Source organism: Agromyces protaetiae, assembly GCF_030866785.1.
GTDB lineage: Bacteria > Actinomycetota > Actinomycetes > Actinomycetales > Microbacteriaceae > Agromyces > Agromyces silvae.
In genome coordinates this window covers 1,815,328-1,836,181 of record NZ_CP133018.1, presented here as the reverse complement: position 1 = coordinate 1,836,181, position 20,854 = coordinate 1,815,328, and the positions used below count along the sequence as shown (strand labels likewise).

General features: G+C 70.9%; 18 protein-coding genes. 4 read left to right on the top strand and 14 right to left on the bottom strand.

Annotation, left to right across the window (positions count from 1 at the left end):
• Positions 1–36 precede the first annotated feature (36 nt).
• Together QU602_RS08440 and QU602_RS08435 are read right to left on the bottom strand one after the other, a co-directional pair.
• A complete protein-coding gene (locus tag QU602_RS08440) occupies positions 37–1,500 on the bottom strand; it encodes an aspartate ammonia-lyase (protein WP_308800128.1) in 1,464 nt (487 codons plus the stop codon).
• 251 nt (positions 1,501–1,751) lie between these two features.
• The gene (locus tag QU602_RS08435) at positions 1,752–2,036 is read right to left on the bottom strand and encodes a hypothetical protein (protein ID WP_308799823.1); all 285 of its coding nucleotides are present in this window, start codon (positions 2,034–2,036) and stop codon (positions 1,752–1,754) included.
• A 198-nt stretch (positions 2,037–2,234) separates the two neighbouring features.
• Between QU602_RS08435 and QU602_RS08430 the strand changes: the two genes are divergently transcribed.
• Positions 2,235–3,530, top strand: coding sequence for a uracil-xanthine permease family protein (locus QU602_RS08430; RefSeq protein WP_308799822.1), 1,296 nt, complete (start codon positions 2,235–2,237; stop codon positions 3,528–3,530).
• A gap of 78 nt (positions 3,531–3,608) precedes the next feature.
• Here the strand turns inward: QU602_RS08430 and QU602_RS08425 are convergent, their stop codons facing one another.
• From QU602_RS08425 to QU602_RS08405, 5 genes are all read right to left on the bottom strand, one after another.
• Complete coding sequence (locus QU602_RS08425) at positions 3,609–5,057, bottom strand: NCS2 family permease (protein WP_308799821.1); 1,449 nt, start codon at positions 5,055–5,057, stop codon at positions 3,609–3,611.
• Positions 5,058–5,103: 46 nt separating this feature from the next.
• Positions 5,104–5,439, bottom strand: coding sequence for a peptidase (locus QU602_RS08420; RefSeq protein WP_308799820.1), 336 nt, complete (start codon positions 5,437–5,439; stop codon positions 5,104–5,106).
• Positions 5,436–6,614 (bottom strand): inorganic phosphate transporter, encoded by a 1,179-nt coding sequence (locus tag QU602_RS08415; protein WP_308799819.1) that lies wholly within the window; start codon positions 6,612–6,614, stop codon positions 5,436–5,438. Before QU602_RS08415 ends, QU602_RS08420 begins: the two co-directional genes overlap by 4 nt.
• A gap of 131 nt (positions 6,615–6,745) precedes the next feature.
• Positions 6,746–7,777: a 6-phosphofructokinase gene (locus QU602_RS08410; protein WP_308799818.1), complete on the bottom strand. Its 1,032-nt coding sequence runs from the start codon at positions 7,775–7,777 to the stop codon at positions 6,746–6,748.
• A gap of 102 nt (positions 7,778–7,879) precedes the next feature.
• A complete protein-coding gene (locus QU602_RS08405; RefSeq protein ID WP_308799817.1) occupies positions 7,880–10,003 on the bottom strand; it encodes a DEAD/DEAH box helicase in 2,124 nt (707 codons plus the stop codon).
• A 279-nt stretch (positions 10,004–10,282) separates the two neighbouring features.
• Here QU602_RS08405 and QU602_RS08400 point away from each other — a divergent pair, with 279 nt between their 5' ends.
• Complete coding sequence (locus QU602_RS08400; RefSeq protein WP_308799816.1) at positions 10,283–10,501, top strand: hypothetical protein; 219 nt, start codon at positions 10,283–10,285, stop codon at positions 10,499–10,501.
• 38 nt (positions 10,502–10,539) lie between these two features.
• Here the strand turns inward: QU602_RS08400 and QU602_RS08395 are convergent, their stop codons facing one another.
• Positions 10,540–12,354 (bottom strand): DUF2207 domain-containing protein, encoded by a 1,815-nt coding sequence (locus QU602_RS08395; RefSeq protein WP_308799815.1) that lies wholly within the window; start codon positions 12,352–12,354, stop codon positions 10,540–10,542.
• 42 nt (positions 12,355–12,396) lie between these two features.
• On the opposite strand from QU602_RS08395, the gene QU602_RS08390 reads away from it, so the two are divergent.
• A complete protein-coding gene (locus tag QU602_RS08390; RefSeq protein WP_308799814.1) occupies positions 12,397–12,675 on the top strand; it encodes a metal-sensitive transcriptional regulator in 279 nt (92 codons plus the stop codon).
• Positions 12,676–12,710: 35 nt separating this feature from the next.
• Here QU602_RS08390 and QU602_RS08385 read toward each other — a convergent pair whose 3' ends face one another.
• The 6 genes from QU602_RS08385 to QU602_RS08360 all read right to left on the bottom strand — a co-directional run bounded on the left by QU602_RS08385 (position 12,711) and on the right by QU602_RS08360 (position 19,771).
• Entirely contained in the window at positions 12,711–13,595 is an 885-nt protein-coding gene (locus QU602_RS08385) for a glycerophosphodiester phosphodiesterase (RefSeq protein ID WP_308799813.1), read from the bottom strand.
• Between the two features lie 77 nt (positions 13,596–13,672).
• Complete coding sequence (locus QU602_RS08380) at positions 13,673–15,163, bottom strand: SDR family oxidoreductase (protein ID WP_308799812.1); 1,491 nt, start codon at positions 15,161–15,163, stop codon at positions 13,673–13,675.
• A 94-nt stretch (positions 15,164–15,257) separates the two neighbouring features.
• On the bottom strand, positions 15,258–16,133 hold the full coding sequence (locus QU602_RS08375; protein WP_308799811.1) for an aldehyde dehydrogenase family protein: 876 nt from the start codon (positions 16,131–16,133) through the stop codon (positions 15,258–15,260).
• Entirely contained in the window at positions 16,130–17,755 is a 1,626-nt protein-coding gene (locus QU602_RS08370) for an aldehyde dehydrogenase family protein (protein ID WP_308799810.1), read from the bottom strand. The genes QU602_RS08375 and QU602_RS08370 overlap by 4 nt, the downstream gene beginning before the upstream one ends.
• A gap of 20 nt (positions 17,756–17,775) precedes the next feature.
• Positions 17,776–18,783, bottom strand: a complete 1,008-nt coding sequence (gene deoC / locus QU602_RS08365) for a deoxyribose-phosphate aldolase (protein ID WP_308799809.1) — start codon at positions 18,781–18,783, stop codon at positions 17,776–17,778.
• 43 nt (positions 18,784–18,826) lie between these two features.
• Positions 18,827–19,771, bottom strand: coding sequence for a sugar-binding transcriptional regulator (locus tag QU602_RS08360; RefSeq protein WP_308799807.1), 945 nt, complete (start codon positions 19,769–19,771; stop codon positions 18,827–18,829).
• 117 nt (positions 19,772–19,888) lie between these two features.
• Between QU602_RS08360 and QU602_RS08355 the strand changes: the two genes are divergently transcribed.
• A complete protein-coding gene (locus QU602_RS08355; RefSeq protein WP_308799806.1) occupies positions 19,889–20,821 on the top strand; it encodes an ROK family protein in 933 nt (310 codons plus the stop codon).
• The last annotated feature ends 33 nt before the right edge of the window (positions 20,822–20,854 follow it).

Sequence of the window (20,854 nt, the reverse complement as noted above, 5' to 3'; positions counted from 1 at the left end):
TGACGAAGCATCCGCGTCACGCGGCTCCTGCGCTCGCTATTCGCTCGGCTCGCCCTGACGCTCGATCACCGGCACCGCCTGCGTGATGGGCGCCACCCCGGACAGCCGCGCCGGCAGCAGCTGACGTTCGACGTCGGCCCGGGTCATCAGCCCCGCCTCGACGACCAGGTCCGCGACGGGCCGGCCGGTGAGCAGTGCGGCCTTCGCGAGCTTCGACGCCTCGGCGTAGCCGATGAACGGGATGAGCGCCGTGATCACGCCGACGCTCGACGCGACCATCGCGTCGAGGCGCTCGACGTTCGCGGTGATGCCGTCGACGCAGTTCACCCGGAGGGTCCAGCACGCCTGGCGCATCCACGTGATCGACTGCAGCAGCGAGTGCGCGATGACCGGCTCGAAGGCATTGAGCTGCAGCTGCCCGTTCTCCGCCGCCATCATGACCGTGACATCCGCCCCAGCGACCGCGTAGGCGACCTGGCTGACCGCCTCGGGGATGACCGGGTTGACCTTGCCCGGCATGATGCTCGAACCCGCCTGGCGGGGCGGCAGATTGATCTCGCCGAAGCCCGCCTGGGGACCCGAGGACAGCAGGCGTAGGTCGTTGCAGATCTTCGAGAGCTTGATCGCGCTGCGCTTCAGCGCACTCGAGAACGTCATGAAGACGCCCGTGTCGCTCGTGGCCTCGATGAGATCGGGCGCCGCCTCGAGCCGCAGCCCGGTGATCTCCTCGAGGTGCCGGATCGCCGCGGCCGCGTACCCCGGATCGGCCGTGATGCCCGTGCCGATCGCCGTGGCCCCGAGGTTCACCTCGGAGAGCAGCTTGATGGTCTCACGCAGTCGCGCGATGTCCTCGCCGAGCGTCGTGGCGAACCCGTGGAACTCCTGCCCGAGCGTCATGGGCACGGCGTCCTGCAGCTGCGTGCGGCCGACCTTCAGCACGTCATGGAACTCGCGGCCCTTTCGGCCGAACGAGATGCGCAGCAGATCGAGCTCGGCCAGCATTGTCGTGAGCGAGCTCGTCATCGCGAGCTTGATCGCCGTCGGGTAGGTGTCGTTCGTCGACTGGCTGCGGTTCACGTCGTCGATCGGGTGGATGACGTCGTATCGCGCCTTCTCGTACCCGGCGATCTCGAGTGCGAGGTTCGCGATGACCTCGTTCGCGTTCATGTTCGTCGACGTGCCGGCGCCGCCCTGGATGACCCCGACGACGAACTGGTCGTGCAGCTCGCCGTCGATGATGCGTTGGCAGGCCTCGTCGATCCAGGCCTGCTTCTGGGCGTCGAGCACGCCCACCTCGCGATTCGCGCGCGCCGCCGCCTGCTTCACCTGCGCGAGTGCGACGACGAGGTCGGGATAGACCGAGATCGGGCGCTTCGAGATCGGGAAGTTCTCCAGCGCGCGCATCGTATGCACGCCCCAGTATGCGTCGGCCGGCACCTCCACCGAGCCGAGGGAGTCGGTCTCGGTCCGGGTCGGAACCTCGGGTGCCGGCTGCTGCACACTGGCCTCCAGTCGTCGTTCGATGGACGGGTGCGTGGTGCGGATCGACACGATTGGGCTCCGTTGCCATGAGGCCGGGCGGGATCGCCGCGCGGCTCGGTGGATCTCTTCCGGCGGGGTTGCCGCCGCTCGCCTCCGAGCCTAGCCGAGCGGGCCGGGACCGGCATCCGGTCCCGGCCCGTGATCGGCCCGGCGCTGGCGTCGACTCCGCTGCGTGTCGAGCAGCCGAGCGACGATCAGCCGAGCGACGATCAGATGAACGCGAACGGCAGCAGTGCGAGCCCGAACGCGATCGCGGCGAACGTGACCAGCACGGCACCGGCCAGCATCAGGGCGTTCAGCACGATGCCCCAGATCGCCATGGTGCGCGACGCCGGCTCGCGCTTCAGCGCGAGGATGCCGAGGACGAGGCCGGCGACCGGCACGACGAAGGTGAAGCCGGCGACGATCGAGACCACGCCCAGCACCAGGCTGGCGATGCTGAAGCCTTTCGTCTCGACGAGGGGCTGGACGGGGATCCCGGTGGCGGTGCTCATGGTGATGCTTCCTTCCTGAGTGGATGTCTCCACGCTACGGAGCCTCGGGCCGACTCGACATGGGGCTATCCCCCCGATCGGCGCGGCGGCAGCCCCGATCGGCGCGGCGGCCCCGATCGGCGCGGCGGCAGCCTGCCGACCCGATACCATCGCATCGATCCACCTCCCGACACCTCCCTCCTCCGAACGGACCCTGCAATGCCCCTGCCCTGGACCGTGCACGGCGACGGCGCCACCGTCGCGCCCGACGCCGTCGTCGCCCCCGGTGAGCGCCTCTCCTGGCCCCGCACGATCGGGCTCGGCGCCCAGCACGTCGTCGCCATGTTCGGTGCGACCTTCCTGGTGCCGATCCTGACGGGCTTCCCGCCCGCGACGACCATCTTCTTCTCGGGCATCGGCACGCTGCTCTTCCTCGCGATCACCCGCAACCGGGTGCCGAGCTACCTCGGCTCGTCGTTCGCGTTCATCGCACCGATCACGGCCGCGACCGCGGCCTCGCAGGTCCAGGATCCGATGGGCGCGGCGCTCTTCGGCATCGTCGCGGTGGGCGTGCTGCTCGCGCTCGTCGGCCTCATCGTGCAGTGGGCGGGCACGGGCTGGATCGACTGGCTCATGCCGCCCGTCGTCGCCGGTGCGATCGTCGCGCTGATCGGGTTCAACCTGGCTCCGGCCGCGCGCGACAACTTCGTGCTCGCGCCGCTCACGGCGACCATCACGCTCGCCGCGGTGCTGATCTGCTCGGTGCTCTTCCGGGGGCTCCTCGGCCGGATGTCGATCCTCGTCGGCGTGGTGGTCGGCTACGTCGCGGCGATCCTGCAGCAGGAGGTGGACTTCGCCGCGGTCGGCGAGGCCGCCTGGATCGGCCTGCCCACGTTCCACCTGCCGGCCAACCCCTTCACCGACGCCGCGGTCTGGGGCCTGCTGCCCGCGTTCCTCCCCGTCGTGCTCGTGCTCGTCGCCGAGAACGTCGGACACATCCGCGGCGTCGCCCAGATGACCGATCCCGCGGTCAACGCGTCGACCGGCCGCGCACTGTTCGCTGACGGCTTCGCCACGACGATCGCGGGCTTCTTCGGCGGCTCGGGCACCACGACCTACGGCGAGAACATCGGCGTCATGGCCGCGACGCGCGTCTACTCGACCGCGGCGTACTGGGTCGCCGGCCTCATCGCCGTGCTGCTCGGCCTCTCGCCGAAGTTCGGCGCCGTGATCAACACGATCCCGCCCGGAGTGCTCGGCGGCGTGACCACGGCGCTGTACGGCCTCATCGGCATCATCGGCGTGAAGATCTGGCTCGACAACCGGGTCGACTTCACGAAGCCGGTCAACCAGTTCACGGCAGCCACCGCGCTCATCATCGGCATTGCGAACTTCACGTTCGATGTCGGTGCCGGCATCTCGTTCAACGGCATCGCCCTCGGCACCGTCGCGGCCATCGTGATCTTCCACGTCATGAACGGCATCGCGCGGGTGCGCGGCACCGGGGCGGTCTGACCCCGGCTGGGTCCCCAGACGGCGGATGCCTCGTGCCACAGCCGTGGCACGAGGCATCCGTCGTTCATGATGGGCGGATCAGGCGAAGAGCGCCTCGATCGGCCCGCGCGCGAAGAAGACCAGAAAGCCGGCCGCGACGATCCAGAGCAGCGGGCTGATCTCACGCGCTTTGCCCGACAGGGCGCGCACGATGACCCAGCCGACGAACCCCGCCCCGATGCCGTTCGCGATCGAATAGGTCAGCGGCATGACGGTGACCGTGAGGAACACCGGCAGCAGCACCGAGAAGTCCCGGAAGTCGATCGACGCGATCTGGCTCATCATGAGCGCGCCCACGATGACGAGGGCCGCCGACGCCACCTCGCTCGGCACGATCGAGACCAGCGGCGTCACGAACATCGCCGCGAGGAACAGGACACCGGTCACGAGGTTCGCGAAGCCCGTGCGCGCACCCTCGCCGATGCCGGCGCCCGACTCGATGAAGACCGTGTTCGACGACGCCGACGTCGCACCGCCCGCCACCGCGCCGACACCCTCGACGATGAGCGCCGAACGCAACCGCGGGAAGTCGCCCTTCGCATCCGCCAGACCGGCCTCTTTCGAGAGCCCCGTCATGGTGCCCATGGCGTCGAAGAAATTCGTGAACACGAGCGTGAAGACGAGCATGAGCGCCGCGAGGACGCCGATGCGCTCGAACGAACCGAAGCTCACCTGGCCGACGAGCGAGAGGTCGGGCAGGCTCACCCACTGGGCGGGCAGATCGGGCACCGAGAGGCCCCAGCCGTTGGGGTCGTCGGTGGACGGACCGAGGTTCCAGATCGCCTCGACGACGATCGCGAGCACGGTGCCGGACAGCAGGCCGATGAGGATTCCGCCCTTGACCTTGCGCGCCACGAGGATGCCCGTGATGAGCAGGGTCACGATGAACACCAGCGTGGGCACCGTCGCGATGGATCCCTCGGCGCCGAGCCCCACGGGGGGCGAGCCGAGCCCGGTCGAGGTCACGAAGCCGGCGTTCACGAAGCCGATGAACGCGATGAAGAGGCCGATGCCGACCGTGATCGCCAGCTTCAGCTGGATGGGGACCGCGTTGAAGATGAGCCGGCGCAGGCCGGTCGCGGCCAGCAGCACGATGATGAGCCCGTTGATGACCACCAGACCCATCGCCTCGGGCCAGGTCACCTCGCCGACGACCGAGACCGCGAGGAACGAGTTGATGCCGAGACCGGCCGCGAACCCGAACGGCAGCCGGGCGACGAGCCCGAACAGGATCGTCATGACGCCCGCGGTCAACCCCGTGACGGCCGCCACCTGGCCGAACGCCAGCTGGTCGCCGTCCACGTCCACGCCGGACGACAGGATGATCGGGTTCAAGATGACGATGTAGGCCATCGTGACGAACGTCACGAGACCGCCGCGGACTTCGGCACCGAACGACGAACCCCGGGCGGAGATCTCGAAGAAGCGGTCGACGGTGCTGCGGAAGCCGCGTGAGGGCGGAGCCTCGGTCGGCGTGGGAGTGGTCATGATTCGAGCGTATCCGTGCTCTCGGGGGCCGGTGGTCAGCCGCCGGTCAGCCGCCGTGCAACGCCGGCACGATGAGGTAGATGCCGAACAGCACCGCGAACCCCGAGAGCACGAAGCACGCGATCGCCCCCACGAACGCCGCCTGCTTCTGGCCGGCGCTCAGCGGGCTCTTCTTCGCGGCCTTCGCCGCCCGCTTCGCGGCGTGTGCGGCCTCGGTGGGCGACATGATCGTGATCGCATCGGTGAACTCGGCCGGCGTGACGATCGGGGTGCGCCCCGACACCGTCAGCAGCCGGACGCCCAGCGAGTACGCGCTCACCACGACCGCCGCGCCGACGAGCGCGGACACGAGTACGACGAGGAACGCCATCCAGTCGATCACGGTGCGACCTTCCGCTTCGGCTTCGGGTTCTTCTTGATCTTGACGGCCGTGCCCGACGCGGCGACCTCGCTCACGACGTTGCCCGAGGACACCTCGCTGCGCTTGGACCAGAGGAAGATGCCGACGATGACGATCACGCCGACGACCGTGTCGATGAGGATGCCCGCGGGACCGAGGTGCGCCACCAGGGCCGCGAGCGCACCGACGCCGCCCGCGGCGGGCAGCGTCAGCAGCCAGCCGATGCCGATGCGGCCGGCAGTGCGCCAGCGCACCTTCGAGCCACGACGGCCGAGGCCCGACCCGATGACCGAGCCCGACGCGACCTGCGTCGTCGAGAGCGCGAAGCCCAGGTGGCTCGAGGCGAGGATCGTCGCGGCGGTGGAGGTCTCGGCGGCGAACCCCTGCGCGGGCTTGACGTCGGTGAGCCCCGTGCCGAGCGTCTTGATGATGCGCCAACCGCCCATGTAGGTGCCGAGCGCGATCGCCACCGCACACACCACGACGACCCAGAACTCCGGACCGGAGCCGGCGGGCTGCAGGCCGACGGAGATGAGTGTGAGCGTGATGACGCCCATGGTCTTCTGCGCGTCGTTCGTGCCGTGCGCGAGGGCGACGAGCGAGCTCGAGAAGATCTGCGCGTGACGGAATCCCGAGCGGCCGTCGGGCTTGCCGTCGTACCGGCGGGTGATCCCGTAGGCGAGCTTCGTCGCGGTGAATGCGATGAGTCCGGCGGTGAGCGGCGCGAGGATCGCGGGCAGGATCACCTTCGACAGCACGACCGAGAAGTCGATCGCCTGCACGCCGAAGCCGACGAGGGCGGCGCCGATGAGCCCGCCGAAGAGCGCGTGGCTCGACGAGGAGGGCAGGCCCAGGAGCCAGGTGATCATGTTCCAGACGATCGCGCCGATCAGCCCGGCGAAGATCAGCTCCGGGGTGATGAGCACCCCGTCGTCGCCCTCCCGGATGATGCCGCCCGAGATGGTCTTCGCCACCTCGGTCGAAAGGAACGCACCGATCAGGTTCAGGACGGCTGCCAGGGCGACCGCGACCTTCGGGCGCAGCGCACCGGTCGCGATCGGCGTCGCCATCGCGTTCGCGGTGTCGTGGAAACCGTTCGTGAAGTCGAAGAAGAGCGCCAGTGCGATGACCAGCACGACGATGAGGGTGAGATCCACCGGCGTCTTTCTCTGAGAAGAAGTTCTCCGACAGGACATGCGGTGAGCCTTGCGGAGTTCGCGTGAGACGGCGTGCGCCGGATAGATACTACGCGCTCGCAGGACAGGCTGTGTCAGCCGGACAGGCTGGGTCAGCCGAAAAGAATCCGTGCCTCGTCGTACCGTGCCTGCGGCACCCGGTTCAGGCTGCCCACCGCCTCGGCGATCGTGACCGTCTCGATGTCGGTGCCGCGCAGCGTCACCATCGAGCCCCAGGCCCGCTCATAGACGGCGTCGACGACCGCCATGCCGAGACGCGTGGCGAGCACGCGGTCGTACGCGCTCGGCGCCCCGCCGCGCTGGATATGGCCGAGCACGGTCGCGCGGGACTCGATGCCGGTGCGCGCCTCGATCTCGGGCGCCAGCAGTTCGGCGATGCCGCCGAGCCGTGGCCGGTTGAACGCGTCGAGACCCTTGTGCGAGTGGGCCTCGTCCATCGAGTCGAGGTGGAAGCCCTCCGCGACGACGACGAGCGGCGCACGGCCGCGATCGCGGACCGACTCGACCCACTCCGTGATCTGCTCGATCGACTGCGGCTGCTCGGGAATGAGGATGGCGTGCGCGCCGCCCGCCATGCCCGAGTGCAACGCGATCCAGCCGACGTGGCGCCCCATGACCTCGAGCACCATGCAACGCCCGTGCGAGTCGGCGGTCGTGCGCAGCCGGTCGATCGCCTCGGTCGCGATCTCGACCGCGGTGTCGAAGCCGAACGAGTAGTCCGTCGCCGCGAGGTCGTTGTCGATGGTCTTCGGCACGCCGACGACGTTGATGCCGCCCTCCTCGTGCAGCCGACGGGCGGCCGTCAGGGTGCCCTCGCCGCCGATCGCGATGATCGCGTCGATGCCGTGCTCGTCGAGCGTGCGCTGGATGTTCTCCGGGCCGCCTCGCTCACCCTCGAACGGATTGGTCCGGCTCGAGCCGAGGATCGTGCCGCCCTGCCGCGCGAGTCCGCGCACATCGTGGCGGGTGATCGGCACGACGTCGTTCTCGACCACGCCTCGCCAGCCCCATCGGAAGCCCACGAACTCGGTGTCGTGGGTGATGACGCCGTTCAGCACGGCCCCGCGGATGACCGCGTTCAGGCCTGGGCAGTCGCCGCCGCTCGTGAGAATGCCGATCTTCATGCGTGGTGTCGCTCCTCGGGTATGGGGATCGTCGCTTGGCCGCATCCTCGGGGCACGCCGACCTGCGGCAGTCTAGCGTGCGCCCCGACCCGGTCGATCAGCTCACAGCGCGCCGTCGAGCGCCGCCCGCAAGAGGTGCTGCAGGGCGTCGAGCTGCACCGAATCCGCCGAGCCCGGCTCGACGTCGCTGCCGTCGAGGGCTCTGGCCGCGAGGCCCTGCTTGGCGTCGATCAGTTCGGCGATGCGCGCGTCGACCGTGTGCGCAGCGATGATGCGCCAGGCCGTCACGGGCTCGTCCTGCCCGATCCGGTGCACGCGGTCGATGGCCTGGGTCTGCTCGGCGCTCGTCCAGCTCAGCTCGGCCAGCACCACGTTCGACGCGGCCTGCAGGTTCACGCCGACGCCCGCCGCGGTGAGCGAGCAGACCGCGACGTGCACGTCGGGGTCCGTGTTGAACGCGTCGATCGCGGCCTGACGGGCGACGGCGGTCTGATCGCCGCGGAGCGACACCGTACGGAGCTCGCGCGCTGCGAAGGCCGCCTCGGCCTGGTCCATGACATCGATGTGCTTGGCGAAGAACACGACCTTGCCGGCCGAGCGCGCGAGCTGGGCCGCGTAGTCGGCCGCGAGGCCGGCCTTCGCCTGCCCGATGCGGCGCACCATCGTGAACACGTTCTCACCCGACTTCGCCGACTTCGACTCCTCGAGCTCGGCGTGCGCGACCGCGCGGACGTACTGGTCACGCTGGTCCTCGTCGAGGTCGCCGACCCGGAGGCCACGCGCCTCCACCAGCGCGCGGAAGCGCGAGGCGAGACGGTGTCCGAGCTCGCGTTCGGCGGCACGCACCGACCGGCCGAGGTCGTCGTCGAGTTCGACGGGCAGATCGGCGATCCGCTTGTCGGGCAGGTCCGCCGCGACGTCGACCTTCCGCCGGCGCACGATGCCGAGATCGATCACGGTCTGCCGTGCCGCGGCGTAGAACCCGTGCTCAGCCGGGGTCAGACCGTTCGCCTCGAGCCGGCCGAGGAGTTCGGGCGAGGGCTTGTCCCCCGTGATCCAGCCGAGGAACTGCCAGATGGCGCGGAAGTCGTCGACGTCGTTGATGAGCGGGGTGCCGGTGAGCGCGAGCAGCAGCGGGTCGCCGCCCGGCGCGTTCGAGCGGATCCGCTCCGCGAGTGCGAGCACGTTTCGCGAACGCTGCGACGAGAGGTTCTTGATGAAGTGCGCCTCGTCGACGACCATGCCTCGGAAGCCCATCGTCGACAACCACGCCATGTGCCGGTCGAGGACGTCGTAGTTGACGACCACCACGTCGGCGAAGGCGTCGAGGTCGTCGCCGTCGCCGTGGATGACGGTCGCGCGCCGGTGCGGGGTCCACCGCTCGACCTCGCGCGCCCAGTTCATCTTCACCACGTTCGGCACGACCGCGAGCAGCGGGTACGAGCCGGTGACCGAGGCGGCGAGCACCGACTGGGCGGTCTTCCCGAGTCCTGGCTCGTCGGCGAGCAGGAACCGGCGGTGGCCCAGGCGCGCGGCCTCGACGAACCTCGCCTGATGGGGCATGAGCTCGAGGCCGCGAGGCGCGAACCGGTCGACCTCGGGCGCCTCCGGAAGCTCCATGCTGGCCGCCCGGCCACCCGCACCCTGCTCGAAGGACTTGAACAGCGGGCCGAGCAGTTCCCAGTTCGCCAGGCGTCGTACGGGCACCGCCGGTGCGGGCGCCGCCGCGAAGTCGGGTGCCCGGAACGGGTTCGCGAGCTGGAACGCGCGCACCGAGTCGGGGATCACCTGATTCTCCGCGAGCACCGCTGCCGGTTCGGGCTCGCGCGTGATGATGAGCTCGTCGGCGCTGAGCTCGGCGCCCGACTCGATGAGCCAGTCACGACGGAAGCGCTGCGCGACCTGCCCGACGGAGGCGTCGGGCTCGAGCAGCGCGATCAGGCTGGTGTCGCGGGCGGCCGTCTTCGCGAGGATCTGGGCGATGCCGTCGAGCCGCTTCAGCAGCTCGACCCGAGTGGCGTCGCCGATCTCGGGGTCGGCCTTCACTCGCGCCCGCTCCTCGCGCATCAGGAGGGCGATGACCTGGAACTTCGTCCGGTTCGTCGGCCCGAGTTTGTTCTTCTGCGCCTTCTGCTCGACCTCGCGCACCTTGCGCGCGAGGATCGGAATGATGGGCGCGTCATCGTCGCGCGAGCGCGCGCGCTGCCGCTGCCTCGTCTGGGCCACACAGTCCTCCCGTGTCGTCGGGGTAGATCCGAGTGCGCCCGAACGCTCGATCGCCGATCGAGACCGCACACCCCGCGTCGTCGAAACGAGGTGCAGTACGCGAATCCCAAGCCACCAGGCATTCACTCATCAAGAGCCGGCAAGCCGAGCATGACGCGGGCGGAGCCCGCGCCGTCGGGCCGTGAACGGATTCGTCAGGCGCACCTTCCATACTAGCGGTCCGCGACGCCGATCCGCGCATCCGTGCGGTCGTGGCGGCGCAGGCCTAGCATGGGCGCCATGGACGATCGGGCGCGTGCGGGCGGAGAGAGCTCCCCAGAAGAGGACGACGAGTTCACGGTGGCGCAGGACACCGAGTTCGACGAGACCGAGCCGGCCGAGGTCGATGAAGAACGCCCCATCGATGACGGCGCCGTCGACGAACAGGCCGGCATCGACGCCGAACGACGGGTCGACCTCGCCGACGACCCGATTGCGGCCCCTCCCGCGAGCGACTAGCGGCTCAGGCGCCAGGTGCCAGGCGCCGGCCTCAGGCGTCACACGCCGCCGCCGCCACCGCCGCCACCGCCACCGCCGGACGCGCCGCCGCCGCCCGATGAGCTCGACGACGAGCTGGAGGACGAACCCGACCAGCTCGCGGTCGCCGACGAGCTGAAGCTGTGCACACCGCTCACGAACGCGACGGCGCTGAACCCGTCGGTTCCTGCGTACCACCCCGGCGTCTCGCCGCGCTCGTCGTACAGCGCGGCGAGCACGCCCGACCATTCGCGTTCGAGACCGAACAGCACCGCGTACGGGAGCAGCCGCTCGGTGAGCCTGAGGACCGCCGTGTCCGTCCGCAGCGCACCACTCGGGCTCTGCAGCATCCTGAGCCGGTCGGCCTCGGCGAGCCCGATGTACTCGCGGAGGCCCTCGAGGTGGTCGCGCACTGCGCGGCCCGACTCGGTGAACGGTCGGACCACGGCGACCGCGCCGACGCCCACGACCGCCGCGATCAGGCCGACGATGAGCGCGACGAGCGGCCACGCACCGCCCATGGCGGCGGTGAGTGCGAAGATCCCGAACACGAGGCTCGCCACACCGCCGGCGACCGCGACGATCGCGAGCACGGCGCGGAGTCCCCCATCGGGCGTCGTGCGCCAGCCTTTCGCGACGACGCGCTTCGGGACACCCGTCCGCAGCGCGTACAGTTTGCGCGCCAGCGCCGTATCGCGCGTGGCGAGGTCACGCCGCTCCCCCGCCGTGCCGTCCGGGAACAGCAGACGGGCGAGTTCGCGACCGTCGGCATCCACCCGGCCGTTCGCATCGGGGCCGGCCGGCGTCGACTCCACCGCGAACGTCGAGCCCGACTTCTTCGACGCGGTCTCGATGACGCGCAGTTCGCCGTCCACCGCCAAGCCGAGCAGGGTCGCGGTGACGGCGCGGTCGGGGTGCCCCGTGAGCTCGGCGGCCTCCATCACGGTGACGCCGCGCGGTGGCTCGTACTGCGCCACCACGATGCCCCTGCCGGGGTGGGAGCGCCATCTCGTGAACCGCAGGGCGAGCCCGACCGCCGCTGCTGCCACCGCGAGCAGCGCGCCGATCGCGCCGAGGATCGCGGCCGGCGACGAGAGGAAGCGATCGTCGCGCGGCGTGAAGGTGCCCGGCTCGAAGGCCACGGCGATCGTCAGGTTCTCGCGCGGCCCGAGGTCAGCGGCCTCCGCGCGGACGACGAGCGGCGTGCCGCCGGCCTCAATGGCGTCGCAGGACTCCGTCGACCCCGCAGGCCCCCGGTAGCACGCCGCCTGGCCCGCGAACCGATCGGAGAGCGCGGGATCGACGCGGAGCTCGGCGGTCACCACACCGAAGGGCTGATCCCAGCCGACCCCGTTGACGTCCCAGGCGAACTCGTCGATCTCGGCGTCGTCCGGGACATGGGTGACGTGCTGCTGCTCGTACGACAAGACGTAGGTCTGCGCGCCGTGCACGTACTCGTCGTCCGCGATGGTCACCACGAGGTATCCGTCGTCCTCGTCGGTCTCGTACTCGCGCGCCGCGCCGGTCTCGTCGGTCACCGAGATCAGGCGCAGCTCGGTCGGGTGACCGTCGTAGTCGAGCGGGATCGCACGGCGGATGCCTCGGTTCTGATCCACGTCCGGGAACTCCGCCACGAGCGTCTCGGTCGTGCGCAGCACCGACCGGCCGTCCTCGTCCGCGGACAGGTCGTAGACCGCGTCGAAGGACGCGAAGCTGAAGTCCGAGGTGTCGGCGCGCGCCGCCGGCGCGGCGAGCGCGGCGCCGGCCGGCGCGAGTACGCCCGCGAGGCCGAGCAGGAGCGCGATGAGAGCACGGACGGTTCGCGTGAGCACCATGTCTCAACGCTATCGAGGCGCGCCGGAGTAGCCTTGCTCTTCGTGATCGACGACATCAAGAAGCGCGCGCTGCACCGCACGAAGATCATCGAGGGCCAGTTGCGTGGCATCGAGAAGATGATCGAGAACGAGGACTACTGCGTCGACATCATCACGCTGTCGCTCGCGGTGCAGAAGTCGCTCGCCTCGCTGAACAAACTGCTCGTCGAGAACCATCTGCGCACACACGTCTCGCACCAGTACGAGGCGGGCGGCGATCAGCGCGAGGCCGCGGTCGCCGAGCTCGTGCGACTCTTCGAGCTGTCGAACAACCGCGGCTGACGCGTGCCGAGCGCGGCGATCCGATTCCTCGACGCTCAGGTGCCCGGCGCCGTCACCGCGAGCCATGCATCGAGATCGCTCGGTTCGTCGGTGATGATGCCGTCGATGCCGAGCCGGTGCACCTCGGCCCAGTCGGTGTCGGAGTTCAAGGTGTAACAGAGCACCGCGAGCCCCGCCGCGTGTGCTCGTTCGACGGCTCCCGGCTCGCGTCGGACCGAGGCGAGCGGCGTGCCGAACCCGATCACGTCGAGCTGGTCGGCCAGCGGTCGCGGATCCGCCGGCAACTCGCGCGTGAGCATGATCCGCGGCGTACTGGGCGACGCCGCGCGGATGGCGAGCAGCGTGTCGATGCTGAAGCTCTGCAGCACCACCCGGGTCCGCAGGTTATGCCGATCGATGAGGCCGGCGACGGTGCGGACACCGGCGCGATCCCACCCGGCCTTCAACTCGACCAGCGCCCGTGCGCCCGGCCGCTCGGCCAGCGCGGCCAGGAACTCGTCCAGCGTGGGGATCGTGGCGCCCGCGAACTCGTCGTCGTACCAGGCGCCGACGTCGAGTCGCCGCGCCTCGTCGAGCGTGAGCTCCTCGATACGACCGTCGACCCCGGCGATGCGCTCGAGCGTGACGTCGTGGAAGAGCACGGGCACGCCGTCCCGCGTGAGACGCACATCGGTCTCGACATACGCGAGCTCGTCCATCGCGAGCTCGAGCGAGGGCATGGTGTTCTCCGGCGCCGAGGCGCGGTCGCCACGATGCCCGACGGTGAACGCCGCCTCGCCCGGTGCCCGCAACTGCCCGAACAGATCGCCCGCCTGGACCCGCGGCGGCACCTGCGCCGCGATCAGCACTCCGGTGAGCAGCGCGGCGGCGACCACGAGGCCGGTACGACGGAGCACGACGGCGACTGAGGCGTGAGACACGGGCACGGGCCTTCCCACCCGCCACGCACCGTTGCCTGCCGGGTGCCGTCACGCTAGCACACGGCGTTACCTGATCGTTATACGCCGGTGGTCTGCGTGCCGCTGGAGGCCTCCGCCTCCGCGGTGATCCGGTTGGCCATCCCCGAGAAGATGATCCCGTGGAACGGCAGGATCGCCCACCAGTACAGCCGGCCGGCGAGTCCCCTCGGGAAGAACACCGCACGCTGCAGATATCGCGAACCGACCCGCTCGCCCGACCCGTCGGGCTCCGCCCGCAGCTCCAGCCAGGCACGCCCGGGCACGCGCATCTCCGCCCGCAACCGCAGCAGACGGCCACGATCGAGCCGCTCGACCCGCCAGAAGTCCAGGGCGTCGCCCTCGTGCAATCGATCCGGGTGCCGGCGCCCGCGCCGCAGCCCGACCCCACCGGTCATCTGGTCGATCCAGCCGCGCAGCGCCCACGCCAGCGGGAACGAGTACCACCCGCGTTGGCCGCCCACGCCCTCGATGACCGCCCAGAGCGCCGCGGGCGTCGCCGGCGAGCGCCGCTCGCGTTCATCGACGAACACCGAGTGGCCCGCCCAGTCCGGATCGCTGGGCAGCGGATCGCTCGGCGCTCCCGGCACCCCCGCGTCGCGCCAGCTGGTCTCCACCTCGCCGGCGCGCTCGCGCGCGAGCGCGAGCCGGACCGCCCGCCGATACGGCAGGAGCCCCTCGGCCGGCGGGGGGATCACCGCATCGATGTCGCGGTCGTGCACCACGCAGTCGAACTGCAGCGACTCGATGATCGGCACGGCGAGCCGCCGTGGAATCGGCGTCACGAGATTCACCCACTGCCCGGCGAGCCACGGCGTGAGCACCGGCAGCGCGGCGATGGGGCGCTGCCGCAGTCCGGCCTCGACCGCATAGCCGTTCATCAGCTGGCCGTAGCGGTACACGTCGGGTCCACCGATGTCGAACGCCCGGTTCACCTCGGACGGCACATCGACCGCGGCGAGCAGGTAGTGCAGCACATCGCGGATCGCGATCGGCTGGATCGACGACCGCACCCAGCGCGGTGCCGGCATGTACGGCAGCACCTCGGTGAGGTGCCGGATCATCTCGAACGACGTCGACCCCGAACCGATCACGACGCCCGCCTGCAGCACGATCGTCGGCACGCCCGACGCGAGCAGGAGCCGCCCGACCTCGACGCGGGACCGCAGGTGGCGGGAGAGCTCCGCACCATCAGGGTGCAGGCCGCCGAGGTAGACGATGCGCCGCACGCCGGCGGCCGCCGAGGCTTCGGCGACGTTCCGGGCGGCCGTGCGTTCGACCGCCTCGAAGTCGCCGCCCGCGGCCATGCCGTGCACGAGGTAGTACACGGCGTCGACGCCGGCGACGGCCCGTCCGACCGCGGCCGAATCCACCAGGTCGCCCTCGACGACCTCGACGTCGGCCGACCACGGCACGTCCCGCAAGCGCTCGGGGCGCCGTACGAGCACGCGCACGTCGTGCCCGGCCGCGACGAGGCGCGGGACGAGCCGGCCACCGATGTACCCGGTCGCGCCGGTCACGAGCACGCGCATGTCGTCCCTCGCCTCTTCCGGCTCAGGCGATCGACCCTAGGCGATCCGGCTCGTCCCCGGAACGGCTGGCGCCGGCGCGGCTGAGGCGCTAGGCCTAACGCAGGCTCTTCGTGTGCCAGACCGTCTTCGTCTCGGTGAACGCCGCGATGCGGTCGAGCGCGGGCGCCGCGGCATCCGGGCCGGACTCGGGTCGCAGGACCCGCTTGAGCGTGTCGGCCGCGGCGATCTCGAGGTCGACCCAGTCGAGCGCGCCGGCGCCCACGAGGTCGAGGGCGTTCACGTCGGCGTGCGATGCGAGCCACGGCGCGATCTCGGCGGGTGAGCCCGTGAGCACGTTCACGACGCCCTTCGGCACATCACTCGTCGCGAGCACCTCGGCGAGGCTGATGGCCGACAGCGGGAATCGCTCGCTCGCGACCACGACGACGGCATTGCCGGCGACGAGCGCGGGCGCCATCGCCGACACCAGGCCGACGAGCGATGAGTCCTGGGGCGCGACCATCGCGACCACACCGGTCGGTTCCGGCACCGAGATGTTGAAGTACGGGCCCGCGACGGGGTTGGCATTGCCCGTGACCTGCGCGAACTTGTCGGCCCACCCGGCGTACCAGACCCAGCGATCGATCGCCTCATCGACCTGCGCGACGGCCGCGTCGCGGCCCACCCCTTCGCCCTGCTCGATCTCCGCGACGAACTGCGCCCGCCGTCCCTCGAGCAGCTCGGCGATGCGGTAGAGCACCTGGCCGCGGTTGTACGCGGTCGCACCCGACCAGCCCGCGACCGCCCCGCGCGCGGCGACGACCGCATCGCGGGCATCCTTGCGCGAGGCCTTCGACGCGTTCGCGAGGAAGCCGCCGTCGGCGGCGCGGACCTCATAGGTGCGACCGGACTCGCTGCGCGGGAACGCGCCGCCGATGTAGAGCTTGTAGGTCTTGGGCACGGCCAGCCGGCCGGCGTCCGCTGCGGTCACTTGGCGGCCCCCTTCTTCGTCGTCGTGCGCGCGTTCTTCGTCGTCGTGCGCGAGCGCGTGGTCTTCGGTGCGGGCCGAGCGGATGCCTCGGGCTGAGCGGCTGCCGCACCCGATGCCGGCTCGATCGTGCCGCCGGCGACCTCGGCCGCGATCGCCGCGGGCGAGCCGGCCGCGCCCCGGCCGACACCGGCCGGCGCGAGGTACGCCCCGAGACCGTGCCGGCCGCCCTCGCGGCCGTAGCCCGACTCCTTGTAGCCGCCGAACGGGCTCGCCGGATCGAAGCGATTGAAGGTGTTCGCCCACACGACCCCGGCCTTCAAGCCGTCGGCGACCGCGAGGATGCGACTGCCCTTGTCGGTCCAGATGCCCGCCGAGAGTCCGTACGGCGTGTTGTTCGCCTTCGCGATCGCCTCCTGCGGGGTGCGGAAGCTCAGCACCGAGAGCACCGGGCCGAAGATCTCCTCGCGCGCGATGCGGTGGCTGGTCTGCACGTTCGTGAACACGGTCGGCGCGTACCAGAAGCCGTTCGCCGGGAGCTCGCACGGCGCGGTCCAGCGCTCGGCGCCCTCCGCGACGCCCGCGTCGGAGAGCTCGCGGATGCGGTCGAGCTGCGCGCGCGAGTTGATCGCGCCGATGTCGGTGTTCTTGTCGAGCGGGTCGCCGAGACGCAGCGTCGACAGTCGCGCCTTCAGCCGGTCGACGACCTCGTCGTGGATCGACTCCTGCACGAGCAGGCGCGACCCGGCGCAGCAGACGTGGCCCTGGTTGAAGAAGATGCCGTTCACGATGCCCTCGATCGCCTGATCGATCGGCGCGTCGTCGAACACGATGTTCGCGGCCTTGCCGCCGAGCTCGAGCGTCAGCTTCTTCGACGAGCCCGCCACCGTCTTCGCGATCTGCCGGCCCACAGCCGTCGAGCCCGTGAAGGCGACCTTGTCGACGCCCTCGTGCCCGACGAGCGCTGCACCGGTGTCGCCGGCGCCCGTGATGATGTTCACCACACCGGGCGGCAGGTCGGCCTGCTGCACGATCTCGGCGAAGAGCAGCGCGCTGAGCGGCGTCGTCTCGGCCGGCTTCAGCACGACCGTGTTGCCCGCGGCCAGCGCGGGCGCGATCTTCCACGCGAGCATGAGCAGCGGGAAGTTCCACGGGATGACCTGCGCGGCGACACCGAGCGCCCGCGGGTGCTGCCCGAGCCCGGCGTAGTCGAGCTTGTCGGCCCAGCCCGCGTAGTAGAAGAACCAGGCGGCGACGAGCGGAACGTCGACGTCGCGCGACTCCTTGATGGGCTTGCCGTTGTCGAGGGACTCCGCGACCGCGAGCTCGCGCGCGCGCTCCTGCACGAGCCGCGCGATGCGGAAGAGGTACTTGCCGCGGTCGCGGCCGCTGAGACGCGACCACACGCCGTCGTAGGCCCGGCGCGCGGCCGCGACCGCGTCGTCGACGTCGGCGGCGTTCGCGTTCGCGACGGTGGCGATGCGCTCCTCGTTCGCCGGCGAGATGGTCTGGAACGGGGTGCCCCGGCCATCGACGAACTCGCCGTCGATGAAGAGGCCGTACTGGTCGCGGAGCGAGAGGATGCTGCGCGACTCGGGCGCCGGCGCGTATTCGAGGAAGCTCATGGATCTGCCTTCTTTTCCGATCAGTCGATCGTCACGTAGTCGGCGCCCGAGTAGTGCCCGGTGCGGATCTTCTGGCGCTGCAGCAGCACGTCGTTCAGGAGGCTCGAGGCGCCGAAACGGAACAGGTGCGGCTGCAGCCACTCTTCGCCCGCGGTCTCGGCGACGGTGACGAGGTACTTGATCGCGTCCTTCGACGTGCGAATGCCGCCGGCGGGCTTCACGCCGATGCGCTGGCCGGTCGCGAGGTGCCAGTCGCGCACGACCTCGAGCATGAGCAGCGTCACCGGCAAGGTGGCCGCCGACGGGACTTTGCCGGTCGAGGTCTTGATGAAGTCGCCGCCCGCGAGGATGGACAGCCATGACGCGCGGCGGACGTTGTCGTACGTGACGAGCTCGCCCGTCTCGAGGATGACCTTGAGGCTCGCGCTCGTGCCGTCGTCGCGGCGGCACGCCTCTTTGACCGCCGCGATCTGATCGAACACGAGGCTGTACCGGCCCGCGAGGAACGCCCCCCGGTCGATCACCATGTCGATCTCGTCGGCCCCCGCGGCGACCGCCTCGGCCGTGTCGGCGAGCTTGATGTCGAGCGAGGCGCGCCCCGACGGGAAGGCGGTCGCGACCGCCGCGACGGCGATGCCGCCGTCGTCGGGGTCGCCGTGCGCGCCGCCGAGGGCGTCGACCGCCGTCGCGACGAGATCGCCGTAGACGCAGACGGCCGCGACGCGGGGCGTCGACGGGTCGGCGGGGTCGGGCGTGACCGCCTTGCTGACGAGCGAGCGCACCTTGCCCGGCGTGTCAGCACCCTCGAGTGTCGTGAGGTCGATGAGCGAGATGATGCGATCGAGCGCCCACGCCTTCGAGGAGGTCTTGATCGATCGCGTGCCGAGCGCCGCGGCGCGCTGCTCGAGACCGACGGCGTCGACGCCCGCGATGCCGTGCAGATAGCGACGGAGCGTCGCGTCGTCGGGTTCGCCGCCGAGCACCGCGAGCGCGCGCTCGCGGGCGGTGACGAGTGAGGTGCCGGTCATTGGTGCCTGCCGATTCTGAGGAGGGTGGTTCGTGGCGACGCGGTCAGTCGTCGAGGAGGTGGAGTGCGGTCGCCTCGTCGGTGACGAGGACCGTGCACAGCCCACTGCGCACGACGGCGTCGGCGACGGGATGTTTGCTGGGGCCGGCGATGACCGCGACCGAGAGCGGCGCGGCGCGCAGCTCGTCGAGCGTGAGGCCCACGGTCCTGGCGTCGAGAGCCGGGTCGACGATGTTGCCGTCGGAGTCGATGTACCGGCCGACGACGTCGCCCACGGCGCCCTTCTGCACGAGCAGGTCGACGTCGGCCGCCGAGAGATATCCGCTCTCGACGTGCACGGAGCTGTGATCGGCGGCTCCTGCGCTGAAGAGGTAGGCGTCGGCCGAGCGCGCGAGCTCGATGACCCCGGCGACGACGCGGTCGGACTCGATCGCCTGTTTCGTCGCGAGCTGCTCGAGGATGGCCGGACTCGGCAGCAGCGTCGCGCTGCCGCCGCCCTTCTGCGCGATGCCGACCGCGGTGGCCGCGGCGGTACCCGGCCGGCGGTTCAGACTCACGCCGCCATTGATCTGCACGACGCCGACGCCTGTCGCCCAGCCGTTGCGGAGGTGCTGCGAGATCTCGAAGAGGGTGCGCCCCCAGCTGACGCCGAGCGTGCGCGGGACGGGCCGGAGCGCGGTCAGGTAGTCGGCCGCCGCCTGGGCGGTGCGCGCCTGCAGCTCCTCCGGCGAGGAGACGCCGGCCGAGGAGACCACGACGGCCTCGACCAGTCCGCGCTCGTCGCGGAGGCGGCGCTCGATGGGGAGCCGTCGGGCGCGCGGATGCAGGATCTCGATGCGGATGAAGCCGCGCTGCTTGGCCTGGGCGAGCAGACGACCGACCTTCCAGCGGGTCAGCCGCAGTGCCTGGCCGATCTCGTCCTGAGTCTTGTTCTCTTCGTAGTAGAGCTCGGCGGCCCGAATCGAGAGCAGCTCGTCGATCTCGTCCATGCGCCTCCCTTCCGCTCTCACCAGGGTAGGCAGCCGAGCCACGATCAGCAACACTCGCTGCCATTCATGCGCATATGAGCAATCATGGCGAACGCGCACGCACCTAAGCTGGTGCGTATGCCCAGCCCCATCGCGCTCGCCGTCGACTTCGGCGGCACCAAAGTCGAAGCCGCGCTCGTCGACGACCGCGGCACCCTGCTCCCCGGCAGCCGGCACCGCCGGCCCACCGGACCGAACGCCTCCTCCGACGAACTGCGGCTCGCGGTCGCCGAGGTCGTCGCGGGCGCGCGCGACGCACTGCCCGAAGGCGGGTCCCTGATCGGCGCCGGCATCGGTTCGGCCGGGCCCGTCGACCTCCGCGAACGGACGATCTCGCCGCTCAACGTGCCGGTCTGGCGCGGGCACCCGCTCGCGGCCGACGTCGCCGCGCTGATCCCGGGTGTGCCGGTCGACCTGCGCATCGACGGCCTCTGCATCGTGCTCGCCGAGTCATGGGTCGGCGTCGGGCAGGGCAGCCGCAACCTGCTCGGCATGGTCGTGTCGACCGGGGTCGGCGGCGGCCTGCTGCTCGGCGGCGCTGCCGCGCCCAGCCCGTCGGGCAACGGCGGGCACATCGGCCACGTCGAGGTCGGCGGATTCGACGACCCCTGCGCCTGTGGCGGGCGCGGATGCCTCGAAGCCATCGCCTCGGGCCCGCGCACGGTCGCCTGGGCCAGACGTCAGGGCTTCACCGGCGAGACCGGCGAGGACCTCGCAGCCGCGCACGCGGCCGGCGACCCGATCGCGATCGCCGCCGTCGAACGATCCGGGACCGCGATCGGTCGCGCGATCGCGTCCGCGACGAACCTCGTCGACCTCGACCTCGTCGCCATCGGCGGCGGCTTCTCCCGCGTCTCCCCCGCGCTCTTCGACCACGCCCGCGCCGCCCTCGCGGAGCGCACGGAGTTCGACTTCGTGCAGCGCACGCGGATCGAGCCCTCGGGACTCTCGGACGAGGGCCCGCTCATCGGCGCGGGCGCGCTCGTGCACCGCCCGCAGCCGACGGGCTGACCGGGCGCGAGCCGGCGCGAGTCGGCGCGAGCC

Bases quoted from the DNA above. Each gene is read 5' to 3' on its own strand.
- QU602_RS08400 (WP_308799816.1), top strand. From the start codon at position 10,283: ATGGACGATCGGGCGCGTGCGGGCGGAGAGAGCTCCCCAGAAGAGGAC.
- QU602_RS08425 (WP_308799821.1), bottom strand. From the start codon at position 5,057: ATGACCACTCCCACGCCGACCGAGGCTCCGCCCTCACGCGGCTTCCGC.
- QU602_RS08370 (WP_308799810.1), bottom strand. From the start codon at position 17,755: ATGAGCTTCCTCGAATACGCGCCGGCGCCCGAGTCGCGCAGCATCCTC.
- QU602_RS08430 (WP_308799822.1), top strand. From the start codon at position 2,235: ATGCCCCTGCCCTGGACCGTGCACGGCGACGGCGCCACCGTCGCGCCC.
- QU602_RS08395 (WP_308799815.1), bottom strand. From the start codon at position 12,354: ATGGTGCTCACGCGAACCGTCCGTGCTCTCATCGCGCTCCTGCTCGGC.
- QU602_RS08355 (WP_308799806.1), top strand. From the start codon at position 19,889: ATGCCCAGCCCCATCGCGCTCGCCGTCGACTTCGGCGGCACCAAAGTC.
- QU602_RS08410 (WP_308799818.1), bottom strand. From the start codon at position 7,777: ATGAAGATCGGCATTCTCACGAGCGGCGGCGACTGCCCAGGCCTGAAC.
- QU602_RS08360 (WP_308799807.1), bottom strand. From the start codon at position 19,771: ATGGACGAGATCGACGAGCTGCTCTCGATTCGGGCCGCCGAGCTCTAC.
- deoC (WP_308799809.1), bottom strand. From the start codon at position 18,783: ATGACCGGCACCTCACTCGTCACCGCCCGCGAGCGCGCGCTCGCGGTG.
- QU602_RS08380 (WP_308799812.1), bottom strand. From the start codon at position 15,163: ATGCGCGTGCTCGTGACCGGCGCGACCGGGTACATCGGTGGCCGGCTC.
- QU602_RS08435 (WP_308799823.1), bottom strand. From the start codon at position 2,036: ATGAGCACCGCCACCGGGATCCCCGTCCAGCCCCTCGTCGAGACGAAA.